We start from the raw sequence: 24,515 nt of genomic DNA, 5'->3' as shown, positions 1-24,515 counted from the left end.
CCTCCTTTGATTTACCATTCATTCATTGCTCCAGGCCTGGGTGAGGAGCGAGAAGCGCTCTTTTACGCCGTTGGCATCGATCTGGATCGCGCTCTGCTGTGCGTCCTCCGAAAAGCGCGCGAAGTAGACCGCCTGCGAGGTCTGGCCGAGCTGAAGCAGGTCGGTACGGCCGATATAATAATCCCGCAGCGTTCCGGTGACGCAATAGATGGTGAACAACGGTATTTGCTGCCCACCACCGATATATTGCGCGAATTCAACCGCGCTGATCCCGCTTTCGCTCGTCTTGACCGCCGTGATCTGGTCGTGCCATTCTGCATCGATCTTAAACATCCATCCGTCAGACACATTCTGATAGGTGGTCATCATCAGCACTGGCGGCCGATCCACGCTATACACATACCAATCGAGCATGAAAAGCGCGTCCGTCGCGGCGGCTTCGTCGTAGCCCGCCATGAGTACGGCGCGCGGCAGCTCGGTCACGCCGTCGCCGTTGATATCGGCCGCGTAGACCGATACCGGCCGATAGGTACCCCGATGGATGGAGTCCTCGCTGTCCAGCGCGAGATTTTGCAGTGTCCCGTCCTCATAGACAAAAATATCTGTTGTCAGTCCGACACCGCTCGTTGTTTTTTGCTCTGCAAACACAGCGGGCTGGTTTTTCTGTACGCGGCCGCTTGTCATCCGTTCGACCGAAACCGCCTCGGCGCTGGTAGCCGCCTCGCCTACCAGGTCCAACCCGATATGGTACTGATACAGCCGCGCCACGCGCTGTCCGGCGGGGTTGTTCGTAATGAGCAGCAGGTCCTTGGCGCCGTCGCCTGTCAGGTCGGCCAGCTCCATGGCCGAGTATTCGGTCTCAAGCAGCAAGCCCGGTGCGCAGTTTTTATCAAAATCGCACATGGTCAGCGCGCCCACGCCGTCTCCCGGCAGCTTCCAGGCAATCAACATGCCGCGCCGGCCGGCCGGTGTGATCGTGGGGTAATCGACCGACAGGATCGCGGTGCCTTTCCCCTCGATCGCGCCCGTGCAGACATACTGCTGGTCTTGTTTTTTATAAACATAGACCTTGAACGCGTTGCTCGTCACCGAGCTGGAACCGCGGAAAAACGCGATCGCTTCATCCGCCCCGTCCCCGTCCAGATCGACAAGCTGGATAGGCGAGCGGTTTTCCCCGTCGGTCGGCGCGGTATAGGTAACGCCCGACGAGAGCAGGTTTTCCAGCTCGACCTGCAGGGTCTGGTAGTTGGCGGATGGCTTGGGCGCGGCGAGCAGGTCGTCGCCCGATGGGAACGTGCAGCCGGACAGCGCAAACAGCAGCACGGCCAGCACGGGGATGGTTCGGATCAATTTCATGAAGCTCTCCCGTTCACAATCAATGCAGACACTTATACAGATTTAGTATAGCACAAAGCCCACCCGTTTGGTACTGGAAATTGCATAATTTTTATCCGGTTTTCCAGCGCGCGGGCGCGCTTCGATTGACAAATCCGCTTTTTGCGGGTATACTGGAAACGTATCCGCACCCGTGGCGAAATTGGCATACGCGCCAGATTTAGGTTCTGGTCTCGCAGGAGGTAGGGGTTCAACTCCCCTCGGGTGCACCATACGGCGAAAACCGGCCTGGAGGGGCCGGTTTTCCGCTTTACTGATTCTGGAGGGCTTCTGCTATGTCTGTCGAGCAATATTTCCCTTTCTGGCCGAAACTGACCGACGCGCAGCGCGACCTGCTGCAAAGCGCCGTTTCCAGCGCGCGCTTTGAGGCCGGCAATATCCTGCACGCGGGCAGCAGCGACTGCGCGGGGCTGTTCATCGTCGTCAAGGGACGGCTGCGCGCCTACACCCTGTCCGGCGAGGGCAAGGAGCTGACGCTGTACCGCCTGCTTGAACGCGATATCTGCCTGTTTTCCGCCTCCTGCATTATGCGCAGCATCCAGTTTGACGTGATGATCTCCGCGGAGGAGCCGACTGATGTGCTCCGCATCCCGCCGGATGTTTACAAAACGCTTATGGAGCAATCCGCGGCTGTGGCCGGCTATACCAACGAGTTGATGGCGGCGCGCTTTTCCGAGGTGATGTGGCTGATGGACCAACTCCTCAACCGCAAGCTGGACAGCCGCCTCGCGGCGTTCCTGCTGGAAGAGCGCGGCCTGTCCGGCGCGGATATCCTGCCGCTGACGCATGAGCGCGTTGCGGCGCACCTAGGCAGCGCGCGAGAGGTCGTCACCCGCCTGCTCCGGTATTTTCAAAGCGAAGGGCTCGTACAGCTGGAGCGCGGCAGCATCGCGCTGACCAATATCGACGGCCTGTACCGCACCGCCGGCGACAGCCTGCGCTGACCGGACGCTGCCCGCATCAAAAAACGGCCGCTTACGCGGCCGTTTTTGTCCGCTCCCTGTCGGAACGTCATGTTATGCTGTTGAGATATTCCTCCGCGAAATGCGCGGCGACCGCACCGTCCGACGCGGCGGTGACGATCTGCCGCACCGCCTTGGTGCGCACGTCGCCCACCGCGAACACGCCCGCGACGCTGGTGCGCGTCGTCTCGTCCGCGATCAGGTAGCCCTGTTCGTCCAACGCGACCTGGCTGGCCAGCAGCGCGGTGTCCGGCACGCGGCCGACCGCCGCGAACACGCCGTCGCACGCGATCGAGCGGACCGCGCCGGTTTTGACGTTTTCCACCTGCACGCCGGTGACGCGCTCGGCATGGAGCAGCCTTGTCACGCGGCTGTCCCAGACAATTTCCAGGTTTTCCGCGGCCTGCAGGGATTTTTCATATACCTTGGAGGCGCGCAGCGTATCGCGGCGGTGGATCAGGTACACCTTTTCGCACAGCTTGGCAAGCAGCAGCGCGTCCCCGACCGCGGTGTTGCCGCCGCCGACCACGCAGACCGTCCGTCCCTTATAGAACATCCCGTCACACGCTGCGCAGTAGGCCATGCCGCGGCCGACCAGCGCCTGCTCCTCCGGCACGCCGAGCGGACGCGGCGACGCGCCTGTGGCGAGTACCACCGTCCGCCCCTCGACTACGCCCTCGTCGGTCGTGACCCGCTTGACCGGCCCTTCCAGGCTAGCCTCTGTCACGGTCGCCAGCAGCGATTCCGCGCCGAACCGCTCCGCACCGCGCTGCATGCGCTCGCCCAGCTCAAAGCCGTCGATCGGCTCGTCAAAGCCCGGGTAATTCTCCACCTGCTCGGTGGTGGCCATCTGCCCACCCGCGGACAGCTTTTCGATCACCAGCACGCTCAGTCCGGCACGGGCGCCGTACAGCGCTGCGGTATAGCCGCCCGGCCCGCCGCCAATGACCAGCATATCATATATTTTTCCCATAGGCCTGTCTCGCTTTCCTGTTTATACGGACTGCGCCTGCATCCAAGCGTCGATATCCGCCTTGGAACCCGGCGCGACCAACTTCTCGCCCGCCGCCCCATTTTTCACAAGGATGAGTGAGGGGATGGTATCGACCGAGAACCGCTGCGCCAGCTCGGGCTGCTCGTCAATGTTGACCTGGGCGACCGCCGCGCGCCCCGCGTAGGCCTCGGGCAGCTTGGCGACCACGCCCGCAATCCGGCGGCAGTAGGTACACCACGGCGCCCAGAATTCCAGCAGCACCGGCTGCGCAGACTGTTCCACGAGTTCCTGATAGTTTTCCTTGGTAATATGCAGCATTGCCATTGTCAACAGCTCCTTTTCTATTTGTATTTCTGGTATGCTTTTATTATACCCGTTTTTCTGTCGATTACTGTGAGTTTGTCACCAACAGCTTTTGAGGAGGGGTCCGGTTTGTCTAAAGCGATCGTCTGTCTGGGGGATTCCAACACCTGGGGCTACGACCCGCGCGGCTTCGGCGGCGGACGCTGGCCGGACTGTGTGCGCTGGACCGCGCGGTTGAACGCGCGGCCGGAATGGATCATCTACAACCTTGGGGAAAACGGCCGCGCCATCCCGCATACCCCATTCGAGCTGCGGACGCTGTGCGGCCAGCTCGCGGCGCTGCGGCCGTTCGACGGGCTTTGCGTGATGCTCGGCTCGAATGACCTGCTGCTCGGCGTGCCGCCCGCGGCTGCGGCCGCGCGGATGGAGCGTCTGCTCGTATGCCTATCGAGCTTAGGCGTTCCCTTCCTGCTGATCGCCCCGCCATGCTTCCATCCCGGCGACTGGGTGCGGGAGGAGGCGCTGCTCGCCGCCTCCGCGCACCTTGCAGGGTATTACCGGATACTGGCCGGCGAAAGCGGCGCGGCCTTTGCCGACGCGGGATGCTGGGATATCCCCCTGTGCTTCGACGGGGTGCATTTCACGGCCGAGGGCCATGCGCGTTTTGCCGCGCAGGCCGGCGGGGCGTTCGCCGCAGCATTTTGCGGAGCAAAATGATTTCCGAAAAAAGTTCTAAAATATTATAAAAACACCCTTGAAAAGCATTTTAAATCGGGTTATCCTGTTCCCAGACCGGTCAATCCACTGAAAGGAACATTCTGTTATGAAACTGATCGAACTGCCCGCCCTGCCGATTGCTTTCCTGCGCCGCACCGGCCCCTATGGACCGGAAAACCGTGCGCTGGTGGAACGGCTCAAACGTCTGGCACGGGACGCCGACCTGCTGGATGCGGGGTCAGTCATTTTCTGCGCCGCCTGGGACGACCCCGCCTGCACGCCGCCCGAAGCCTGCCGGTATGACGCCTGCCTTGTCCTCCGGCTGGCGGCGCGGCTGCCGGATACCCGTTCAGGCTACCTGCCGGACGGGCGTTACGTCTGTTTTACTGTGCCGCACACGCCGGAGGCGCTTTCCGAAATATACGGCACGGCTGTCCGCACCGTTGGTTGCTGTGGATTATCCGCCGACCCATCCCGCCCGATGCTGGAAGCCTATCCGCTTTCCCTCGTGCAGCGGGGAAGGTGCCAATTTTATGTCCCTGTTCTCTGAAAAACAGCAGAAAAGCGCCGCATTGCGGCGCTTTTTCCTTATCCCTTTTTCGCCTGCGCCTTGGCTTCAAAGCGCGCCTTGTCCACAATGGCGCGCTGGTGCGTACCCTCGCCGATCAGGCCGGCCTCGTCATAGGCCGCGACATGGAAGGTTAAGATCTTGCCGTTCGGCGCGATCTCGGTCAGCTCGGTCTCGACGCGGACCTCCATACCCTCAGGCGTCGCCGCAACATGACTGACGTTAACCAGCGTACCGACCGTGGTCTTGCCTGCTTCCAGATGTGCCTCCACGCTGGCCGCGGCGGTATTCTCAATCGCGGCGACCATCATCGGCGTCGCAAACACGGCCACCAGGCCGCTGCCGACGTTGGATGCGAGCTTATCTGCGGTGACGGTGAGCTTCTGCTCGCCCTTGATGCCAATTTCCATGCCTCATTCTCCTTTTCTGCGAATCTCAGTCTTGCCGCCCATATACGGCTGAAGCGGCTGCGGGATAGCCACCGAGCCGTCCGCGCGCAGGTTGTTCTCCAGGAACGCGATCAGCATGCGCGGCGGTGCGACAACCGTGTTGTTGAGCGTATGCGCGAAGTACAGTTCCTTGGCATCCTTGCCGCGCACGCGGATGCCCAGACGACGCGCCTGCGCGTCGCCCAGGTTGGAGCAGGAGCCGACCTCGAAATACTTCTTCTGGCGCGGTGACCACGCCTCCACATCGCACGACTTGACCTTGAGGTCGGCCAGGTCGCCCGAGCAGCACTCCAGCGTGCGCACCGGAATCTCCAGCGAGCGGAAGAAGTCCACCGTGTTCTGCCACAGCTTGTCGTACCACATCGGGGATTCCTCCGGCTTGCAGACCACGACCATTTCCTGTTTTTCAAACTGGTGGATGCGGTAAACGCCGCGCTCCTCTATGCCGTGCGCGCCGACCTCCTTGCGGAAGCAGGGCGAATAGCTGGTGAGCGTCTGCGGCAGGGTATCCTCGTCGTTAATCGAATCGATGAACTTGCCGATCATGGAATGCTCGGAGGTGCCGATCAGGTACAGGTCCTCGCCCTCGATCTTGTACATCATGTTCTCCATTTCCTTGAAGGACATGACGCCTTTGACCACGTCGCCGTGGATCATAAACGGCGGGATATAGTAGGTGAAGCCGCGGTCGATCATGAAGTCGCGCGCATAGGACAGGATGGACGAATGCAGCCGCGCGATGTCCCCTTTCAGGTAATAGAAGCCGTTGCCCGACGTCTTGCGGGCAGCATCCAAGTCGATGCCATCAAAGGATTCCATGATATCGACGTGATACGGTATTTCATAATTCGGAACAACGGGGTCGCCGAACTTTTCGATCTCCACATTTTCCGAGTCATCCTTACCGATCGGCACGGACGGATCAATGATGTTCGGAATGACCATCATACGGTTTTTGACTTCCTCGGCAAAGGTCTTTTCATCCTCTTCCAGCCTTGCCATCTCGTCCGCCATGGCCTTGACCTCGGCCTTGACCTGCTCGGCTTCGTCCTTCTGGCCCTTTGCCATCAGGCCGCCGATCTCCTTGGACTTTTTGTTGCGCATGGCGCGCAGCTCGTCGCAGCGGGTCTTGGCGGCGCGGAATTTGGCGTCGAATTCGATGACCTCGTCAACGAGCGGCAGCTTTTCGTCCTGGAACTTCTTTTTAATGTTCTCTTTCACCGCGTCCGGATTCTGTCTGACAAATTTGATATCCAGCATTTTACGTTACTCCTTTTTATTCTTCTGTTGTTAAATCCTCTATTTGCTTTTGCACGGCTTCAAATAATTTGTTGATATCCGAGCCGAACGAATTTTCCGCTGCGCGGCCGAGCAGACGTTCTGCACCGTATTTTTCCACCAGCGCGTCGTATTCCCGCACCGCGTCCTCCGTGTTTTCCGATAAAAGCTGTGCGCTGATGCGCGCCAAGCCGGCGTATACGTCGCGTTCCTCCATGCGCAGCGTAGCGGCGGCGACCACATCAGTGTGCGCCAGCTCGCTGTCGAGCGCGCTGCGCACACCGTCCAGCGCCTTGCTCTGCGCGTCGAACTGCTTTTGCAGGTCTTCCATTTTCTGTGTCGCGCCCTGCGCGACCGTTTGCTGCTCGGTCAACTGGTTAGTCAGCGTGTCAAGCTGCCTGTCCGCGCGAGCCTGCGCGATATAGCTGATTAAAATCAGCGCGAGCGCCACGGTAAACAGGCCGATGATATAAAAGGTAAGCGTCGTGCGGCTGAGCTTTTTTTCCGGCTTGGGCCCGTCCGGCGTTTTTTTCTGCTCGTCCATGTTTTCCTCCTTATACGCGCAGGCTGCGCAGCGCTTCAATCAGGCGTTCCAGATCGTCTGATCCATAATATTCCAGCGTCAAGGTGCCGCTTGTTTTCCCCTGCTGGATGCTGACCTTGCGGCCGAGCACACTTTCCAGTTCCCGCGCGGCTTCGGACAGGTAATCCACGGAAAAAACGGCGCTTTCGGTCTTTTGCACCGGCTTTTTGTTCAGCTTTTTCGCCAACGCCTCGGCCTGCCGCACGGTCATGCCGGCCATCTGTCTGGCCGCTTCCACACGTTTGTCCGCTTCGGACACTGCCAGCACGGCGCGTGCATGACCGCCGGACAGCTTGCCCTCACTGACCATAACACGTACCTCGTCGGGCAACGCCAGCAGGCGCAGCGCGTTCGCTACCGCTGGACGCGATTTGACCACGCGGCGCGCGACCTCCTCCTGCGTCAGCCCGAACTGCCGCATCAGCAAGTCATAGCCCTCGGCCTCCTCGATAGGATTGAGGTCCTGCCGCTGCAGGTTTTCGATCAGGGCCAGCTCCATGATCTCGCTTTCCCGCGCTTCCAGCACCATGGCCGGTATCTCCTTGAGTCCCGCCATCCGCGCCGCGCGCCAGCGGCGCTCACCGGCTATGATCTGGTAGTAGCCGCTCTTCTCCCCTGCGCGCACGGTGATCGGTGTGATTACGCCGTGCAGGCGGATGCTCTCCGCCAGCTCCTCCAACGCGTTTGGGTCGAAGACCTTGCGCGGCTGATTGGGATTGGGCTCGATTCTGGAAAGGGAAAGTTGGGTGACGCCGCCCGCCGCCGCGCCTGCGGCGCTCAGGTCGGTGACATCGCCGCCGAACAGATTGGACAGGCCGCCGCCCAGTCCCCTTTTGGTCGATGACATCAGACTCTCCCCTTTTCCTGCTTATTCTTTTTCAGTATTTCATCCGCGAGGGAAAGATATGCTTCCGCGCCGCGGCACATCCGGTCGTAATCCGTGATCGGCTTGCCGTGGCTGGGCGCTTCGCTCAGGCGCACGTTGCGCGGCACAACCGACGAGAATACCTCGCCCGGAAAGTGCTTTTTCACCTCTTCGACCACCTGGATGGACAGGTTGGTGCGTCCGTCAAACATGGTCAGCAGCACGCCTTCCAGCGCGAGCGACGGATTCATGCTCTTTTTCACCATACGGACGGTTGTCATCAATTGGCTCAGGCCCTCCAGCGCGTAATATTCGCACTGCAGCGGCACCAGGAAGCTGTCCGCCGCGCAAAGACAGTTGAGCGTCAGCAGTCCCAGCGAGGGCGGGCAGTCAATGAAAATATAATCGTATTCTTCCCTGACACGATCGAGCACGCCCTTGAGACGGTTTTCCCGTCCCTCCATCATGATGAGGTCCAGCTCCGCACCTGCCAGGTTGACATTTGCGCCGATCAGGTCGACCCATTTGGTCGATACAATGGCGCTTTTCACATCCGGCTCATCCGCGACGATCAGATCATAGATCGAGGTCTTCAAAGAGCGCGGATCAACGCCGAAGCCGGACGTTGCGTTTCCCTGCGGGTCAAAGTCGCACAGCAGTACGCGCTTGCCACGCTCGAACAACGCAGCCGCAAGATTAATGGCCGTGGTCGTTTTGCCGACGCCGCCCTTTTGATTGGCGAACGCGATGATTTTACCCATAAGCGTTTTTCTCCTCGGCTTTCCCTTATTTTCTTACGGGTTTTATTATAGCACAACACCAATCAAAAGCAAAGAAAAAACAGCAATGTTTCACATGAAACAACCCAAGATTTTTGTTTCACGTGAAACACTGCCGTATCAATATCAAAATTAGTTGCAGCGGGCATGCGGAATGCAGATAGTAAGCGTCAGCCCGTCGTCGCTTTCCTGCTGCTCGACGGTCGCACCGATACCCGCGTCCACCATAACGCCGACCGCGCGGTTGAGCGTATTCAGGAAAAAGCGAACATCTTTAATCAGCCGGATCACCTTGCGCTCCTGTCCCGACGGCGTTTCCTTTTCCTTTAGCAGGGTATCGATATACTGTTCCGCGCGGCTGACGTTCAGATCATGCTCGATAATAAACTTGGTCGCGTTGATCCGATCCTCCTCCTGTTCCAGACGGAGCAGGCAGCGGGCGTGCCGCTCGGTCAGGTTCGCGCTGCGGATCATCTCCATATTCTGCGGCGAAAGGCGGAGCAGGCGAAGCTTGTTCGCCACCGCCGACTGTGTTTTGCCAACCTTGCGCGCGGCTTCCTCCTGCGTCAAGCCGTATTGGTCGATCAGCCGCTTGAAACCGTTTGCTTCCTCAAAAAAGTCCAGGTCGCGCCGCTGCAGGTTTTCCACCAGCGCAATCGCGGAGGAATCCTGCGAATCCGCAGCGATTACCAGACAGGGTACTTCATTCAGTCCCGCCACGCGGGCCGCGCGCAGCCGGCGCTCTCCCGCGACCAGCTCATAGCCGCCGTTCGGTGCGCGCCGCACGGTCAGCGGATTGAGTACCCCATATTGACGGATGCTTTCCGCAAGCTGGGCAATCGCCTCAGGATCAAAATATTTACGCGGCTGGTTGGGGTTGCGCGCAATATCGCTCACGCGGATGCGACGCAATGTACGATCCTCTTTTCCTGTCACAAGTGTCAAAACCGACATCAAATTCATTACCTCCTTATGTCCTTTGGTAATAGATTACCATATTATTACATTTTGACAAGGAAAATCGACCGCAAAACATTGCTTTTTCGACCGTTACCAGTCATTTCCTACCAGAAAACACACATTTCCGTGCATTTTCGGACAAAAAATAACCCTCTGTTATTTCTCAACAGAGGGTTTACATTTTGTAATTACAGGGGGTCGGTCTGTATTTTTTTGAAGCGGCGGGGGTAACGGTCGGGCGTATCCTCGAGCTTCTGCAGGCGGACCATCGTGCGCTCTACTCCGGCATGCGGCACGGTATAGTGCAGCAGCTCGGCGGCGGGCGCGCCGAGCACAGCGAACGCATGCGCAGCCGAACCGACCTCATCCATGCAGTCCGCGGCTTTCATGGCATAGAACGCGCCTCCCACTCTGACCATCGGCAGGGTCAGCTCGCACAGCACACGCAGCTCGGCAACCGCACGCGACACCGCAACATCGAACGCGGCGCGATGTGCTTTGGCGAACTCCTCCGCCCGCGCGTGGACAGCGGTGCAGTTGGACAGGCCGAGCGCCGCGATTGTCTCCTGCAGGAAATCGACACGCTTGCGCTGCGCGTCCAGCAGGGTAAACACCGTGTCCGGACAGAGGATGGCGAGCGGCACACCCGGGAAGCCCGCGCCCGTACCAACGTCCAGCACGGTCTGGCCAGCCGGCAGATGGGGCGCGAGCACCGCGCAGTCAAGGAAGTGCCGCGTCACGACCTCCGTGGGATCGGTCACTGCGGTCAAGTTCATCACCCGATTTTTTTCCAGCAGGAGGTCGGAAAAGCGTAGCAATTTTTCCACAGACTGTGGAGAAAAAGAGAGGGAAAGCTGCTTAAGTCCGTCCTCCAGCAGCATGCGTTCGTTCATGCGTTCCCTCCTTTCCACCGTGTTTCCATATAGATCATCAGCGCCGTGATATCCGCAGGCGAAACACCCGATATCCGCGCAGCCTGTCCGAAATTGAGCGGCTTGACCGCGTTCAGCTTTTGCCGCGCCTCCAGGCGGATCGAATCAATCGCGCTATAATCCAGCTCAGGCGGCAGCGGACGGCTCTGCAACTTACGATACTGCTCCACGTCGCGCTCCTGACGGTCGATATAACCCGCGTATTTGATGCGGATCTCGACCTGCTCCCGAATGACCGCCGGCAGCGCCGGCCGGTCGGGATCAAACGGCGCAAGATCGGCATAACACAGCTCGGGGCGGCGCAGCAGGTCGATCAGCTTGCAGCCCGCCTTGAGCGGCGCGCTGTTCTTCCCCGCGAGAAAGCCGTTGAGCGCATCCGTCACCGGCACGCCCACCGACGCCACGCGGTTGATCTCCTGCTGTACCTGCTCATATTTGCGCCGCACGCGCGCGCCACGTTCCGGCGGGTTCAGCCCCACGCGCACGCCGATGGGTACCAGGCGTTCGTCTGCGTTGTCCTGCCGCAGCAGCAAACGGTATTCCGAGCGCGAGGTCATCATCCGGTACGGCTCGTTCGTGCCGCGCGTCACCAGGTCGTCGATCAGCGTGCCGATATAGCCGTCCGCACGGTCAAGGATGAGCGGCTTCTCTCCCTTGAGGCACAGCGCGGCGTTGATGCCCGCGATCAAACCCTGCGCGGCGGCCTCCTCATAGCCGGAGGAGCCGCAGAACTGCCCCGCGCCATACAAACCTCTGATTTTTTTCGTTTCCAGCGTGGGACGCAATTCCAACGGATCGACGCAGTCATATTCAATAGCATAGGCCGGCCGCATGATCTCAGCATGCTCCAAGCCCTTAACCGTATGCAGCATATTGCGCTGCACGTCGAACGGCATGGAGGAGGAAAAGCCCTGCACATAGATCTCCTCCGTCTCAAGCCCCATCGGCTCTAAAAAAAGCTGGTGGCGCGGCTTATCCGCGAAGCGGACGACCTTGTCCTCGATCGACGGACAGTAGCGCGGGCCGACCCCCTCGATCCTGCCGCCGTACAGCGGCGAGCGGTTCAGGTTCGCGCGGATGATCTCATGCGTCCTGCCGGTCGTATAGGTCAGGTAACAAACCGCCCGGTTTTCCGGCGGCTGTTCGGTATCGAACGAAAAGGGGATGATCTCCTCCTCCCCCCTCTGTAGTTCCAAGCCGGAAAGGTCGATCGAACGGCGATGGATGCGCGGCGGCGTACCGGTTTTGAAGCGCTGCAGCCGCAGGCCGAGCGCACGCAGCGACTCGGCCAGCGGGCCTGCCGCCGCCATTCCGTCTGGTCCGCTTTCCCGCGTATAGTCCCCGATAATGATGCGGCCTCCCAAAAAGGTGCCGGTTGCGATGATGACCGCCCTAACCGGATGGCACGCGCCGATCGCGGTCGTAACCGCGCTGACCGCGCCGTTTTCGGTTTCCACCGAAACGACTTCGTCCTGCATGAGCTGCAAGCCCTCCTGCTGTTCAAGCGCATGCTTCATATACGTTCTGTATTGCCCGCGGTCAGCCTGCGCGCGCAGTGAATGTACCGCCGGCCCTTTCCCACGGTTGAGCATACGGTACTGAATGCAGGCCGCGTCGGCCGCGCGCGCCATCTCTCCACCCAGCGCGTCAATCTCGCGCACCAGATGTCCCTTTGCCGTGCCGCCGATCGCCGGATTGCAGGGCATATTGCCAACCGCGTCCAGGTTGATCGTAAAGCAGGCGGTCTTCATGCCAAGGCGCGCCGCGGCCAGCGCGGCTTCAATCCCCGCATGCCCCGCCCCGACCACGGCAACGTCGAACGGCTCAGACGAAAAAAGCATGACGCACAATCCTCCTTTTCTGACCGGATGGTCCTGTAAAATACAGCAAAGCGTCCGTATTTCTGTGTTTTATTTTGTACATAGCTGTTGATAACTCTGTGTAAACTTGGGATAACTTCTGCCAAATGTGGATTCTGTTAAATACATAATATTATTTTTATATTATAATATACAGATCGTATTCTCTTATAGAAAGCGGCAAACGCAAACAGGGCCGCTGCCTCAGCAGCGGCCCTGCATTTCCATCGGGCGGCCGGTTTATTTACCGACACAAAAATCGCTGAAGATGCGCGAGACGACAGCCTCGGTCACGGTTTCGCCGGTGATCTCGCCCAGCGCGGCGATCGCGCCCTCCGCGTCCATCACAACGGCGTCGGGCGTCATTCCGGACTGGGCGGCGTACAGCGCGGCCTCGCACCGCTCCGCAGCGCGGGCCAGCGCGGCGGCCTGGCGGGAATTGGTGATCAGCGCGCCGTCAAACGCGCCGTCGCCAAAGCCGACCGTTCTGGGGATCAGGTCGAGCAGCCGCTGCAGGCCCTCCCCCGTCTTAGCGGAAAGGGGTACGATATGCAGGAAATGCTTTTTCAGCAGCTTTTCCTCCAGCCGGCGCGGCAGGTCGTCCTTATTGACCACCGCGATCGCCCGATGCCCCGCGGAACGCGCGAGCACCAGCATATCCTCGTCACCCAGCGGGCGGGAGCCGTCGAACACCGCGAGGATCAGAGCAGACGCCGCAGCCTCCGCCATCGCGCGGTCGATGCCCGCCTGCTCGATGGGATCGTTCGTATCCCGCAGGCCAGCCGTATCGGTCACGCGCAGCAAAAGCTGGCCCACTTTGACGTTCTCCTCGATCAGGTCGCGCGTCGTGCCGGGAATATCGGTCACGATCGCACGCTCCCGTCCCAGCAGCGCGTTGAGCAGCGTGGACTTGCCCGCGTTCGGCCGCCCCAGGATCACACAGGGGATGCCCTCCCGCAAGATACGCCCGCGCTCATAGCTTTCCGCCATGCTGTACAGGCGGCTGGTCGTGCGGTGGAGCAGCGCGGCCGCGTCCTCGAACAGCACGGGGTCGATATCCTCGTCCGGAAAATCCACAACCGCGTGGAAATGCGCAACCATACCGATCAGCTCGTCCCGCATTTCCTGCACCGGCGAGCCGACCGCGCCCATGATCTGCGCGGCCGCATTTTGAGCGGCCTCGGCCGTGCGCGCGGTAATCAAGTCATGAACCGCTTCGGCCTCGGAAAGCCCCATTTTGCCGTTGAGGAAAGCTCGTCGGGTAAACTCGCCCGCTTCCGCCTGGCGGACGCCCTGCGCGAACAAAGCGTCCAGCCCGAGCTGCAGCACCGCAGTCGAACCATGGCACTGTAATTCGGCCATAGGCTCGCCGGTATAGGTGTGCGGCGCGTGCAGCGCGACCGCAAAGCAGCAGTCGACGACCTTGCCATTTTTATCCCGTAGCGTGCCGTAAACCAGCTTCTGCGAGGGAGCATCTACCAGGCTTTTCCCGTTTTTCGCATCAAAAACCGCGGCGACCGCTTCAATCGCCCGTTCGCCCGATACCCGAATCAATCCGATCGGACCGCCCGCGGATGAAATGGCGGCAATGGTATCGTTCATCAATGCTATCCCCCAAGAAAATCAGTGATGCGGGCGATAGCTGCTGTCAGGCGCGATCACCACGCGGCGGCCGGGTTCGGTGCCGGTCGAATAGGTCGTCACGCCGTTGAAATCCTGCAGCGCGGCATGGATGATGCGGCGCTCGTAGGGGTTCATCGGCTCGAGCGTCATCGAACGATGGGACTTGACGACTTTCATCGCCATTTTGCGCGCCAGGCGTTCCAGGCTTTCCATCCGCTTAACGCGATAGTTCTCGGTATCCACGGACAGGCGGACATGCTCGTCCAGCGCGTTGTTCAGCACTAGCGAGCCAAGGTACTGGATCGCGTCCAGCGTATCCCCGCGGCGGCCGATGACCGGACCCATATCCGGTCCGGAAATCTCAATGCGGAGCTGGTCGCATTCGACCTGCGGCAGAATGGTGACCTTGCCCTCCACACCCATTTTTTCCAGCAGGCCGGCGACGAAATCCGTCGCCAGAACCTCGGCCTTTTTCATGCATTCCTCGGAAACCGGAATCAGCTCGCGCTCCTTGGGAACGGACGGCGTGATGGGATGCTCCTCACGCGGGCGGCGCTCCCGACGCTCGCGGCGCGGACGGTCCCCGCGCTCGCGGCGTTCGCGGCGCGGCGGGCGCTCCACCTCCAGCTTTTCCGGCACGAAGTCTGCGGGTGCGGCCTTGACCAGACGGGGCGTATCGTCATCCGTGGTGATGGAGAGCTTTTCCGGCTTCTCTTCCTTTTTCTTTTCCACAGGGGTGTGGACAGGTTCGGCCGGCTTTACTGGCTCGTCCGGCGCCTCATAGGTCACGCGGACGCGGGCCGGTGTCGCGCCGATGCCCAAAAAGCCCTTTTTGCCATTATCCAGCACTTCTACCGAAACGTCGTCCCGATCGAGGCCGAGCTGCTTCAAAGCGGCCTGGATCGCGGCGTCGCGGGTCTCCCCGGTCGTTTCAATGAATTTCTGCATGGTTTATTTGTCCCCCTTTTTCTTTTTGGCTTCCAGGGACTGCTGCCGCTGCGCTTCCCGATTGGCGATGCGCTTGGCTTCCTTGGCGGCCTCGATGCGCGCGGCTTCCTCCGCCTCTTTCTTTTCACGCTTGCCGCGCAGGTACTTGGTCAGGATAATCTCCTGCACGCAGGAGAACACGTTGTTGAAAATCCAGTAGATGCCGATGGCGCCCGGCAGGATAAAGCCGAAATACAGCGACATCAGCGGCATCAGCAGGTTGAGCATCTTCATCTGGCCGGCGGCGGCGTTGCTCGGCATGTTCTGCATCTTCTGCATGACATAGCTGGACAGGAACGCGGTCGCACCCGACAGGATCGGGATGATCCAGATAAAGCCGGGATCGGTGATGGACGGCGTCTGCGCCAGGTTCAGGCCGAGGAAATGGAAATCGATATTGAGCAGTTCGCCCATACCGTCCGTGATTTTGGTGATGGCCTCAGGCCAGACGTTGCCTGCGCTCTGGAACATATCGCCCAGCTTCTCGGCAATTGTGATCTGGCCATAGTAGCCGGCAGTCGCGATATCCACGCCCACCTCGTTGGCCAGTTTAGCGATAACCTCGTCGCTGAAGCCCATCATGAACTTGAGCGGCTGCTGCACCGCGTAGTACAGGCCCATCATGATCGGCAGCGGGATGAACTGCGGCAGACAGCCCGACATAGGGTTAACGCCGTGCTTGTCATACAGCTTCTGCATCTCGTCGTTGAGCTTGACGCGGTTGTTGGCATACTTTTTCTGAAGCTGCTGCAGCTCCGCGTTGAGCGCGCTCATCGCAAGCATACTCTTTTTGCCCTTAATGGCAAGCGGTATGCAGATCAGCTTGACGAGCAGCGCGAACAGGATAACGGCAAGGCCGTACGACCCGACCGCCTTGAAGATTGCCAGCAGGATCAGGCCGAGTGGCCTGACGATAATAAGACCGAATGCTTCTCCCATTATAATCCTCCCGTAATCCGGCGGGGACGGCCGCCCCCGCCGGAAGGAAATTCAATTTTTCTCGCGCGCCGCAGCGCGCGGAGGATGGAAAACGGCCGCGCCGCCCCCTTTCCCCCTTACGGCACCGGATCGTATGGACCCCGTTTGGAAAACGGATGGCACCGCATGATCCGCTTGAAAGCCAGCCAGCCGCCCTTGAGCGCGCCGTATTTTTCGATCGCCTCGATCGCATACTGCGAGCAGGTCGGGATATAACGGCAGCAGGGCGGTCTGGCGGGCGAAATATGCCGGCGGTAAAAGCGGATCGCCGCCAGCATAAAGCGTTTCAAGACCGTGCTGCGGCGGACGGGTTCTCGCGGAGCGCCCGCAGCAGCGATTTTTCAATTTCCAAATAGGTCGCGCCCACCGCGCGGCTGCGCGCGACAAGCACGATGTCGATTCCCCTTGCAAATTCATTTTCATGCAAGCGGTAGGCTTCCCGAAACAGCCGCTTTACGCGGTTGCGCTGCACGGCCTTGCCCAGCTTTGCGCTGACCGTCAGGCCGAGCCGGTTGCGGCCCAGCTTGTTTTTGCGGCAGTACAGCACCAGATGCCTGCCCGCGGACGATGTGCCGCGGTGGTACAGCCGCCGGAATTCATGGTTTTCCTTTAAGGATATCGTATTTTTCATTTCTGAAACCCCTCGTTTTTCCGATGCCCCTGAAAAACGAACCTCTTTGCATCTAAGTACACTGCAAAGCCGGCGGACGCCCCTTTTTCCGCTCCGGCGGGCGCCGCCCAAACGATCTGCGCCGGTTTTCTGCTAAGAAAAAACGAACCGCTTACAGCATAAGCGGCTCGTTACGAACACTTCCGCGCCGCAGGCGCGATGAAAATAGAAAAGCAGGCTTTTTATCAAAACCTGCATGGAAGCTGTAGCTTCCAGCCAAGCTTACGCAGTGAGCTTAGCGCGGCCCTTCGCGCGGCGGCGGGCCAGCACCTTGCGGCCGTTCGACGTGCGCATGCGCTTGCGGAAACCATGCTCCTTGGAGCGCTGACGCTTCTTAGGCTGATACGTTCTCTTCATACTTCGAGCACCTCCCTGTTTGATGGATTTACGGATGGGCACCGGCATAGGTCCGGCGCATGACGCGGGCATATGCCGCTGCCTGTCCGCAGAATATGAGACAATAATTATTATCTTATAAAAAGCGCCGAATGTCAAGATTTTTTTATGTTTTCAGCCCCTTATCAACATCTTGGGGATTGGTAAAAAAACAGCACAATAATTGGGGTGGCAACAACGGCGAGAAGTTTGTTTTATCAACAATTTGCGTTGAATCCGCCGCCCGATTATGCTATTATAGAATTGTATTTATATCGACAGGAGGCGCCCCATGGCCAATAATATACTGGAAATGGCGCTCGAACGGCTGGAACCCAATTTTTCACCGTCCACCATTTCCGCCTGGTTTGACGATGTCACGGTTGTTTCTTTTGCGGACAACCGTTTGATTTTGCATTCCCCTGTACAATTCAAAAAGGAGATCATCGAGCAGCGGTTTATCGACCCGCTGCAGAACGTTCTGCAGGAGCTTCTCGGCGATCCGGTTTCGGTTGTGGTCGTGACCGGCGAATACACCGCGCCGACCGCCAGCTCCTCCCCTTACGACGATTATACTTTCGAGCGGTTCATCGTCGGCTCGTCGAACAAGTTCGCGCACGCGGCCGCGCTGTCGGTATCCCAGCATCCCGCGGCGGAAAACAACCCGCTTTTCATTTACGGCAACTCCGGTCTGGGCAAGACCCATTTGATGTACGCGATTGCAAACGTCATCCGCAAGACCCATCCGGAATTCCGCATCATCTATGTCAAGGGCGAGGACTTCACCAACGAGCTGATCACCGCCATCCAGGAGGGCAACGTACAGGCCTTCCGCAACAAATACCGCGTGGTAGACCTGCTGCTGCTGGACGACGTGCAGTTCATCGCTGGCAAGGAGCGCACGCAGGAGGAGTTTTTCCATACCTTCAACGCGCTGTACGAGGCGAAAAAGCAGATCGTCCTGACCTCCGACCGCCCTCCCAAGGAGATCAACACTCTGGAAGACCGCATGAAGACCCGATTCGAGTGGGGCCTGCTGGCCGATATCCAGCCGCCGGACTTTGAAACGCGCATCGCCATTATCCGTGACAAGGCCGGCAAGATGGGCGTGGCTCTGCCGGACAATGTTTCCACCTACATCGCGGAAAACATCCAGGCAAACATCAGGCAGCTTGAGGGCGCAGTCAAAAAAATCAAGGCCATGCACGAGCTGATGGACGAAGCGATCACCATTGAGCTGGCTGAAAACGCGATCGACGCGCTGCGCACGGAAAACCCCGGCCTTAACCCCACACCCGAGCGCATCATGGAAGCGGTCGCCAATTATTTTTACATACCGGTCGAGCAGATGATCTCGCAGAACCGCTCCAAGGACGTCGCCTATCCCCGCCAGATGGCCATGTACATGATCCGGCAGGAACTGGAATATTCCTTCCCCGATATCGCTAAAATATTCAAGCGCGACCATACCACGGTCATGCACGCCTGCAACAAAATCGAGGAGGAACGAAAAAATTCCCGCGAAACCGAGGACGTCATCAAAAAGCTGCACAACAACATCCGCGGGGAATAGGATTTTCCACAATTCCCTGTGGATTGCACAGCCTAAGCCCTGTGGAAAAAAATGCGACCCCCGCCGACTGTGGACGACAAAAAAACAATCCACAGCCTGCTGTGTACGTCATTTCCCGCGGGAAATCTCGCTGTACACCGTTTTTCCCCAATTTCCCCAGCCTCTACTACGACGATAAAAACCTATCCTGTTTTTTTGTTAGATTTCCGAAAAGAAAGAAGAATGCCCAATGAAATTCTCCTGTGAAAAAGAAACCCTGCTCAGCCTGATCGGCACCGCCTCCCGCGCGGTCACGGGAAAAAGCGCCATGCCGCTGCTGGAAGGACTGCTGATTGACGCCGCGCCCAATTCGCTCACCCTGACCGGCTACGACCTATCCATGGGGATCCGCACCACGGCCGAGGCCGACGTGATCGAATCCGGAAGCATCGTCCTCAACGCGCGCCTGTTTTACGATATCGTGCGCAAGCTGCCGCAGGACACAGTTTACCTGGAAACCGACGACAAGCTGCTGACCACCATCAAATGCGGCCGCGCGGTGTTCAACCTGATTGCGACTGAGGCGGACGAATATCCCGCGCTGGCCGAGGTGTCGAGCGAAACCGGCTTTTCTCTTCCCCAATCCATGCTCAAAAGCATGATCGCACAGACCATCTTTTCGGTTTCGGATAACGAATCCAAGCCCATCCATACCGGATGCCTGTTCGAGCTGGAGGGCAGCCGCCTGAACGTGGTCGCGGTGGACGGGTACCGCCTTTCCGTGCGCCGCGAAACTGTGGAGGGCATTTCCGGGGACATGAAATTCGTCGTACCCGGCTCCTCCCTGCGCGAAATTGAGCGCATCCTCACCGAAGAGGAGGGGGATGTCGAGATCTTTCCGGACCGGAAAAACATCCTGTTCCGCATCGGCGGCACCACGCTCATCACCCGCCTGATCGACGGCGAATTCCTCAACTACCGCGCCGCGATACCGGCCGAGTTCGAGCATGTGGTCAAGGCCGACCGGCATGAGCTGATCACCTGTATCGAGCGCGTGTCCCTGATCGTCTCCGAAAAGCTGAAAAATCCGGTGCGCTTCCACTTTGACGGCTCTTATGTGCAGATGTCGTGCATCACCGCGGTCGGCAAGAGCTATGACGAATGCGCGTTCGACGGGACGATCGACGAGCTGGAAATCGGCTTCAATAACCGCTATGTGCTGGACGCGCTGCGCGCCGCGGGAGACGACACCGTGCTGCTGCAGCTCAAAGGCCCGCTCAATCCGGTCGTCGTTTCCCCGCTGGAGGGGGACAAGTACACCTACCTTGTGCTGCCGGTAAGGCTGAAGGCCAATGACTGAAATCAGGATTGACACGGAATACATCAAGCTGGACGCGCTGCTCAAATTCGCGAACCTGACCGCCTCCGGCGGGGAAGCCAAGCTCCGCATCGCGTCCGGCGAGGTACAGGTGAATGGGCAGCCCTGCACCATGCGCGGGAAAAAGCTGCGATCGGGCGATACGGTGACGCTGAACGGCGAAACCGTTGCGATACGGAACGAAGAGGAGGGGACAGGCAATGGAGATCAACTATAACCAGGATGAAGCGCTGCTCCGCCGGTTCTATGAAAAAATTTATCCGTCGCTGCCGCTTTACCGGACGCGCAGACGGTCCTCGCTGCTCAAAGCAGGGATTATGGTGCTGGTGCTGGTGCTTGCCTATCTGCCGACCCGATTCGTGCTGTTCCTGGTCGGCATTGCGGCGGTGCTGTTCTGGTGGCTGCGCAACACGTTCGGCGGCATGAACGGCAGGAGGGTAGACAAGATCCTTAAATACTATCGGGAAGAATTCGGCAAGGAAAGCGTCCCCTGCACGGTCTGCTGCAGCGATAAGGAGGTCACGGTCGGCAACGACGGCCTGGTCCGCGACTATTTTCTGCCTTATGACGAGATTACGGGCGCAGTATACGACAGCGAGATCTTCTGCTTTACGACCAAGGACAACGCCTATTATTTCCCGCTTTCCGCCATTCCGGACGGTAAGGACGCGCTGCTCGGCCTGCTGAAGAGGAAAAACCCGTCCATCCAGGTGAGCGCGCTTTGAACGTTCACACGCTTGCGCTGGAAAATTTCCGCAATTATGAAAAGGCGCGCTTCGCTTTCGACCCGTCGGTCAACCTGGTCTGCGGCGAGAACGGGCAGGGCAAGACCAACCTGCTCGAAGCGGTGGCGGTCTGCTCGACCATGCGCCTGTTTCGCACGGCGCAGAAAAAAGAGGGCCTGCGCTTTGAGGCCGACCATGCGTTCATCCGCGCGGATTTTGCGGCGCACGATCGGGATTTTACCGTAGAGCTGCGCCTTTCGCGCGCCAAAAGCATGGAAATCTACAAAAACGGAGTGCGGCAGAAGCGCCAGGCGGATATGCAGGGGCTTTTGAAAACCGTTTTATTTTGTCCGGAGGATTTGATGCTGGTGCGCGCGGGCGCGGGCGCGCGGCGGCGCTTCCTGGATGTGGCGCTGTGCCAGCTTCGGCCCAATTACGCGCGTTATCTGGAGGAATACAACCGCCTGCACGACCACAAGACGCGCATCCTGCGCGACAGCGAGGAAAAACCCACCCTGCTGAACCTGTGGGAGGATTTCTCCCTCCGCATGGCGTACTTCGGCGCGCGGATCATCCGCTACCGCGCGTACTACTGCCGCAGGCTGCTGGAAGCGGCGGCGGCCGTCTACGCCGATATCGCGCCGCAGGAGGCGCTTTCCGGCGCGTATCAGACGGTTTCCTCGGTCACCGACCCGTTCGCGGACGCAAAGCAGATCGAGCAGCAGCTTGCCGCGCATGTTTACGCCCACCGATCCGCGGAGCTGGCGGCGAAAAGCTGCCTGTCCGGTCCGCATAAGGACGACCTGACGCTCCTGCTGAACGGCCGCAGCGCGGCCGCGTTTGGCTCGCAGGGGCAGGTGCGGACGTGTACGCTTTCCCTCAAACTCGCCGAGCGCGAGCTGTTCTTTCAGGAGGATGGGGAGTACCCCGTACTCCTGCTCGACGACGTGCTTTCCGAGCTGGACCGCCGGCGGCAGGATTTTGTCCTCAACCGCATCGCGGACGGACAGGTGATGATTACCTGCTGCGAGGACGGGATATCGGACAAGCTGCGCGCCGGCGCGGTTTTCCATATAAAAAACGGTAAAATTATTTGACCTTTTCGCGCTTTTCAGTACACAAATGAAGAAAAAAGTGGTATAATCTATAATAGAATGCCACGTTGGGGCAGGGCCGGTGGCGCATGCCAGGCACGGCGGGAGAAAACGCCGGCCGATGCATGCTCCATTGTGTTTTCTTCTGCCCATTTTTCGTGAAAACAGGGGTTTTTTATGTATCTGCATTTGGGACAGGATTATATCGTTCCCCTGCAGACCGTGGTGGCGGTGTTCGATATGGATACGGCGACCGCGTCCAAACGGACGCGTGGGCTGCTCTCCCGCATGCAGGAGGAGGGGCGTATCATCGAGCTGTACGAGGACCTGCCGCGCGCGGCCGTGCTGTGCGAGAACGCGCTGGGCGAAACGCTTTACCTGACCCAGCTTTCGCCGCAGGCGCTGCAAAGGCGCGCGGAAAAGGGGTATGCCGTATAACGCCGCGCATGAAGGAAGTATGTTACCGCAATTTCTCGAAAGGAAATCTGGAAATATGAGTGAAGAATTGGAAATTAAGGACGAGGTACTCGACCTGAAGGTGACCGACGCCTATGACGAGAGCCAGATCCAGGTGCTCGAGGGGCTGGAAGCGGTCCGCAAGCGGCCGGGCATGTACATCGGCTCGACCTCCGCGCGCGGCCTGCACCATCTGGTTTACGAGATCGTGGACAACTCGATCGACGAGGCGTTGGCGGGCTACTGCACCCATATCGAGGTCACGATCGAAAAGGGCGACATCATCCGTGTGGCGGATAACGGCCGCGGCATCCCCTGCGGTATCCATCCGCAGATGGGCATTCCCACGCTCGAGGTCGTGCTGACCGTGCTGCACGCGGGCGGCAAGTTTGACGGTTCGGGCTACAAGGTGTCCGGCGGCCTGCACGGCGTGGGCTCGTCGGTCGTCAACGCGCTGTCCGACTGGATGGAGGCCGAGGTGCGCGACGGTCATACCAGGCACTATATGCGCTTTGAGCGCGGCGTGACGGCCGTTAAAATGCGCGATACGCCCTGCGAGAGCGAAACCGGCACCACCATCCGCTTCCATGCCGATCCGGAGATCTTCGAGACGACCGAATTTGATTACGACGTGCTGGAAAAGCGCCTGCGCGAGCAGGCGTTCCTCAACGCGGGCCTCAAGATCACCCTGCGGGATGAGCGCGACGACGAGCCGGTGGAGGATGTGATGCACTACGAGGGCGGCATCCGCCAGTTTGTCGAGCATCTCAACCGCACCAAGACCCCTCTGCACGAGCAGGTTATTTATATGGAGGGCAGCCGCGATACCTCGATGGCCGAGGTCGCGATGCAGTATACGGACAGCTATAACGAGTTGATCCTTTCCTTTGCCAATAACATCAACACCACTGAGGGCGGCACGCATGAAACCGGCTTCAAGGCTGCGCTTACCCGCGTGCTTAACGATTACGGCAGGAAATATAAGCTGCTCAAGGACGACGAATCCTTCAAGGGCGAGGACGCGCGCGAGGGACTGACCGCGATTATCTCGGTCAAGCTGCAGGAGGCGCAGTTCGAGGGCCAGACCAAGACCAAGCTGGGCAACAGCGATATGCGCGCGCTGGTAGACACCATGGTGTCCGACAAGCTGATGACCTTTTTCGAGGAAAATCCGCAGGTCGCGCGCACCATCATCGAAAAGGCGCAGACCGCCGCGCGCGCCCGTGAGGCGGCCAAAAAGGCGCGCGAGCTGACGCGCCGCAAATCCGCGCTGGACTCGGCCTCCCTGCCGGGCAAGCTGGCGGACTGCATCGAAAAGGACCCCACCTATACCGAAATCTACATCGTGGAGGGTGACTCCGCGGGCGGCTCGGCCAAGGAGGGCCGCGACCGACGGCACCAGGCTATCCTGCCGCTGTGGGGCAAGATGCTGAACGTGGAAAAGGCGCGCCTGGACCGCGTATACGGCAACGACAAGCTCACCCCGATGATCACCGCGTTCGGCGCGGGCTTTGGCGATGATTTCGACCTGTCCAAGCTGCGCTACGGCAAGATTATCCTCATGGCTGATGCCGACGTGGACGGCTCGCACATCCGCACCCTGCTGTTGACCTTCTTCTTCCGCTTCATGCGGCCGCTGATCGAGCACGGGCATGTGTATATCGCCCAGCCGCCGCTGTTTAAGAACGAAAAGGGCAAGGATGTGCGTTATACCTATACGGAGGAGCAGCAGCGCACCTGTATTGCCGAGATGGGCGACAATGTGCGCGTGCAGCGCTACAAAGGTCTGGGCGAGATGGATCCTGAGCAGCTTTGGGAAACCACCATGGATCCGGCAAACCGCACGCTGCTGCAGGTGACGATGGACGACGCGGCCGCCGCGGACGAGACGTTCGCGCTGCTGATGGGCGAAAAGGTCGAGCCGCGCCGCGAATTTATCGAGAAAAACGCGAAATACGTAATGAATCTGGACGTATGATGCGGTTTTCGGCAGGCTGTACCGTATCAGGCCGGCCGGTCAATAACGCCAACAT

Annotated in this window: 27 protein-coding genes and 1 tRNA gene; 11 read left to right on the top strand and 17 right to left on the bottom strand. The window is 59.4% G+C overall.

Annotated elements, in window-relative coordinates; all coding sequences use genetic code 11:
• Positions 1-18 precede the first annotated feature (18 nt).
• The gene (locus DBQ51_RS09120; RefSeq protein ID WP_107631357.1) at positions 19-1,356 is read right to left on the bottom strand and encodes a hypothetical protein; all 1,338 of its coding nucleotides are present in this window, start codon (positions 1,354-1,356) and stop codon (positions 19-21) included.
• 166 nt (positions 1,357-1,522) lie between these two features.
• On the opposite strand from DBQ51_RS09120, the gene DBQ51_RS09115 reads away from it, so the two are divergent.
• Positions 1,523-1,607: transfer RNA gene (locus DBQ51_RS09115), tRNA-Leu, on the top strand.
• Between the two features lie 63 nt (positions 1,608-1,670).
• Positions 1,671-2,339: a Crp/Fnr family transcriptional regulator gene (locus DBQ51_RS09110; protein WP_107631356.1), complete on the top strand. Its 669-nt coding sequence runs from the start codon at positions 1,671-1,673 to the stop codon at positions 2,337-2,339.
• A gap of 67 nt (positions 2,340-2,406) precedes the next feature.
• Here the strand turns inward: DBQ51_RS09110 and trxB are convergent, their stop codons facing one another.
• Both trxB and DBQ51_RS09100 read right to left on the bottom strand, forming a co-directional pair.
• Positions 2,407-3,330, bottom strand: coding sequence for a thioredoxin-disulfide reductase (gene trxB / locus DBQ51_RS09105; protein ID WP_054326577.1), 924 nt, complete (start codon positions 3,328-3,330; stop codon positions 2,407-2,409).
• Positions 3,331-3,351: 21 nt separating this feature from the next.
• The gene (locus tag DBQ51_RS09100) at positions 3,352-3,675 is read right to left on the bottom strand and encodes a thioredoxin family protein (protein ID WP_054326578.1); all 324 of its coding nucleotides are present in this window, start codon (positions 3,673-3,675) and stop codon (positions 3,352-3,354) included.
• 108 nt (positions 3,676-3,783) lie between these two features.
• Here DBQ51_RS09100 and DBQ51_RS09095 point away from each other — a divergent pair, with 108 nt between their 5' ends.
• Positions 3,784-4,371: a GDSL-type esterase/lipase family protein gene (locus tag DBQ51_RS09095; RefSeq protein ID WP_159068133.1), complete on the top strand. Its 588-nt coding sequence runs from the start codon at positions 3,784-3,786 to the stop codon at positions 4,369-4,371.
• A 106-nt stretch (positions 4,372-4,477) separates the two neighbouring features.
• Positions 4,478-4,921, top strand: a complete 444-nt coding sequence (locus tag DBQ51_RS09090; RefSeq protein WP_054326580.1) for a GyrI-like domain-containing protein — start codon at positions 4,478-4,480, stop codon at positions 4,919-4,921.
• A 38-nt stretch (positions 4,922-4,959) separates the two neighbouring features.
• Here the strand turns inward: DBQ51_RS09090 and DBQ51_RS09085 are convergent, their stop codons facing one another.
• From DBQ51_RS09085 to rpmH, 14 genes are all read right to left on the bottom strand, one after another.
• Positions 4,960-5,349, bottom strand: coding sequence for a thioesterase family protein (locus tag DBQ51_RS09085; RefSeq protein WP_054326581.1), 390 nt, complete (start codon positions 5,347-5,349; stop codon positions 4,960-4,962).
• Between the two features lie 3 nt (positions 5,350-5,352).
• Complete coding sequence (gene serS, locus DBQ51_RS09080) at positions 5,353-6,648, bottom strand: serine--tRNA ligase (RefSeq protein ID WP_054326582.1); 1,296 nt, start codon at positions 6,646-6,648, stop codon at positions 5,353-5,355.
• A gap of 16 nt (positions 6,649-6,664) precedes the next feature.
• Positions 6,665-7,210 (bottom strand): hypothetical protein, encoded by a 546-nt coding sequence (locus DBQ51_RS09075; protein WP_054326583.1) that lies wholly within the window; start codon positions 7,208-7,210, stop codon positions 6,665-6,667.
• A 10-nt stretch (positions 7,211-7,220) separates the two neighbouring features.
• Positions 7,221-8,096: a ParB/RepB/Spo0J family partition protein gene (locus tag DBQ51_RS09070; protein ID WP_054326584.1), complete on the bottom strand. Its 876-nt coding sequence runs from the start codon at positions 8,094-8,096 to the stop codon at positions 7,221-7,223.
• A complete protein-coding gene (locus DBQ51_RS09065; RefSeq protein WP_054326585.1) occupies positions 8,096-8,875 on the bottom strand; it encodes a ParA family protein in 780 nt (259 codons plus the stop codon). Before DBQ51_RS09065 ends, DBQ51_RS09070 begins: the two co-directional genes overlap by 1 nt.
• Before the next feature lie 150 nt (positions 8,876-9,025).
• Positions 9,026-9,847 carry a ParB/RepB/Spo0J family partition protein gene (locus DBQ51_RS09060; protein WP_054326586.1) on the bottom strand — a complete coding sequence of 274 codons (822 nt, stop codon included), beginning with the start codon at positions 9,845-9,847 and terminating at the stop codon, positions 9,026-9,028.
• A 194-nt stretch (positions 9,848-10,041) separates the two neighbouring features.
• A complete protein-coding gene (gene rsmG, locus DBQ51_RS09055; protein ID WP_107631355.1) occupies positions 10,042-10,746 on the bottom strand; it encodes a 16S rRNA (guanine(527)-N(7))-methyltransferase RsmG in 705 nt (234 codons plus the stop codon).
• Positions 10,743-12,626 carry a tRNA uridine-5-carboxymethylaminomethyl(34) synthesis enzyme MnmG gene (mnmG, locus tag DBQ51_RS09050; protein WP_107631354.1) on the bottom strand — a complete coding sequence of 628 codons (1,884 nt, stop codon included), beginning with the start codon at positions 12,624-12,626 and terminating at the stop codon, positions 10,743-10,745. Before mnmG ends, rsmG begins: the two co-directional genes overlap by 4 nt.
• A 258-nt stretch (positions 12,627-12,884) precedes the next feature.
• The gene (gene mnmE, locus DBQ51_RS09045; protein ID WP_107631353.1) at positions 12,885-14,246 is read right to left on the bottom strand and encodes a tRNA uridine-5-carboxymethylaminomethyl(34) synthesis GTPase MnmE; all 1,362 of its coding nucleotides are present in this window, start codon (positions 14,244-14,246) and stop codon (positions 12,885-12,887) included.
• Between the two features lie 21 nt (positions 14,247-14,267).
• Positions 14,268-15,215: an RNA-binding cell elongation regulator Jag/EloR gene (gene jag / locus DBQ51_RS09040; RefSeq protein WP_107631352.1), complete on the bottom strand. Its 948-nt coding sequence runs from the start codon at positions 15,213-15,215 to the stop codon at positions 14,268-14,270.
• A 3-nt stretch (positions 15,216-15,218) separates the two neighbouring features.
• Positions 15,219-16,193 (bottom strand): YidC/Oxa1 family membrane protein insertase, encoded by a 975-nt coding sequence (locus tag DBQ51_RS09035; RefSeq protein WP_054326590.1) that lies wholly within the window; start codon positions 16,191-16,193, stop codon positions 15,219-15,221.
• Between the two features lie 116 nt (positions 16,194-16,309).
• Entirely contained in the window at positions 16,310-16,522 is a 213-nt protein-coding gene (gene yidD / locus DBQ51_RS09030; RefSeq protein WP_054326591.1) for a membrane protein insertion efficiency factor YidD, read from the bottom strand.
• The gene (rnpA, locus tag DBQ51_RS09025; RefSeq protein ID WP_054326592.1) at positions 16,519-16,863 is read right to left on the bottom strand and encodes a ribonuclease P protein component; all 345 of its coding nucleotides are present in this window, start codon (positions 16,861-16,863) and stop codon (positions 16,519-16,521) included. Before rnpA ends, yidD begins: the two co-directional genes overlap by 4 nt.
• A gap of 261 nt (positions 16,864-17,124) precedes the next feature.
• Entirely contained in the window at positions 17,125-17,259 is a 135-nt protein-coding gene (gene rpmH, locus DBQ51_RS09020; protein ID WP_054326593.1) for a 50S ribosomal protein L34, read from the bottom strand.
• 310 nt (positions 17,260-17,569) lie between these two features.
• Here rpmH and dnaA point away from each other — a divergent pair, with 310 nt between their 5' ends.
• From dnaA to gyrB, 7 genes are all read left to right on the top strand, one after another.
• Positions 17,570-18,850 (top strand): chromosomal replication initiator protein DnaA, encoded by a 1,281-nt coding sequence (gene dnaA, locus DBQ51_RS09015; protein ID WP_107631351.1) that lies wholly within the window; start codon positions 17,570-17,572, stop codon positions 18,848-18,850.
• Between the two features lie 229 nt (positions 18,851-19,079).
• Positions 19,080-20,189 carry a DNA polymerase III subunit beta gene (dnaN, locus tag DBQ51_RS09010; protein ID WP_107631350.1) on the top strand — a complete coding sequence of 370 codons (1,110 nt, stop codon included), beginning with the start codon at positions 19,080-19,082 and terminating at the stop codon, positions 20,187-20,189.
• Entirely contained in the window at positions 20,182-20,424 is a 243-nt protein-coding gene (locus tag DBQ51_RS09005) for an RNA-binding S4 domain-containing protein (RefSeq protein WP_107631349.1), read from the top strand. Before dnaN ends, DBQ51_RS09005 begins: the two co-directional genes overlap by 8 nt.
• Positions 20,408-20,932 carry a hypothetical protein gene (locus tag DBQ51_RS09000; protein WP_107631348.1) on the top strand — a complete coding sequence of 175 codons (525 nt, stop codon included), beginning with the start codon at positions 20,408-20,410 and terminating at the stop codon, positions 20,930-20,932. Before DBQ51_RS09005 ends, DBQ51_RS09000 begins: the two co-directional genes overlap by 17 nt.
• A complete protein-coding gene (gene recF, locus DBQ51_RS08995) occupies positions 20,929-22,029 on the top strand; it encodes a DNA replication/repair protein RecF (RefSeq protein WP_054326597.1) in 1,101 nt (366 codons plus the stop codon). The genes DBQ51_RS09000 and recF overlap by 4 nt, the downstream gene beginning before the upstream one ends.
• Before the next feature lie 174 nt (positions 22,030-22,203).
• Complete coding sequence (remB, locus tag DBQ51_RS08990) at positions 22,204-22,464, top strand: extracellular matrix regulator RemB (RefSeq protein WP_054326598.1); 261 nt, start codon at positions 22,204-22,206, stop codon at positions 22,462-22,464.
• Between the two features lie 55 nt (positions 22,465-22,519).
• A complete protein-coding gene (gyrB, locus tag DBQ51_RS08985) occupies positions 22,520-24,460 on the top strand; it encodes a DNA topoisomerase (ATP-hydrolyzing) subunit B (protein WP_054326599.1) in 1,941 nt (646 codons plus the stop codon).
• Positions 24,461-24,515: the final 55 nt, after the last annotated feature.

The sequence above is a fragment of the Agathobaculum massiliense genome (assembly GCF_900291975.1).
In the GTDB taxonomy this organism is placed as follows: domain Bacteria; phylum Bacillota; class Clostridia; order Oscillospirales; family Butyricicoccaceae; genus Agathobaculum; species Agathobaculum ammoniilyticum.
The sequence above is the reverse complement of the archived record's forward strand: the minus strand, read 5'-3'. Positions and strand labels throughout refer to the sequence as shown.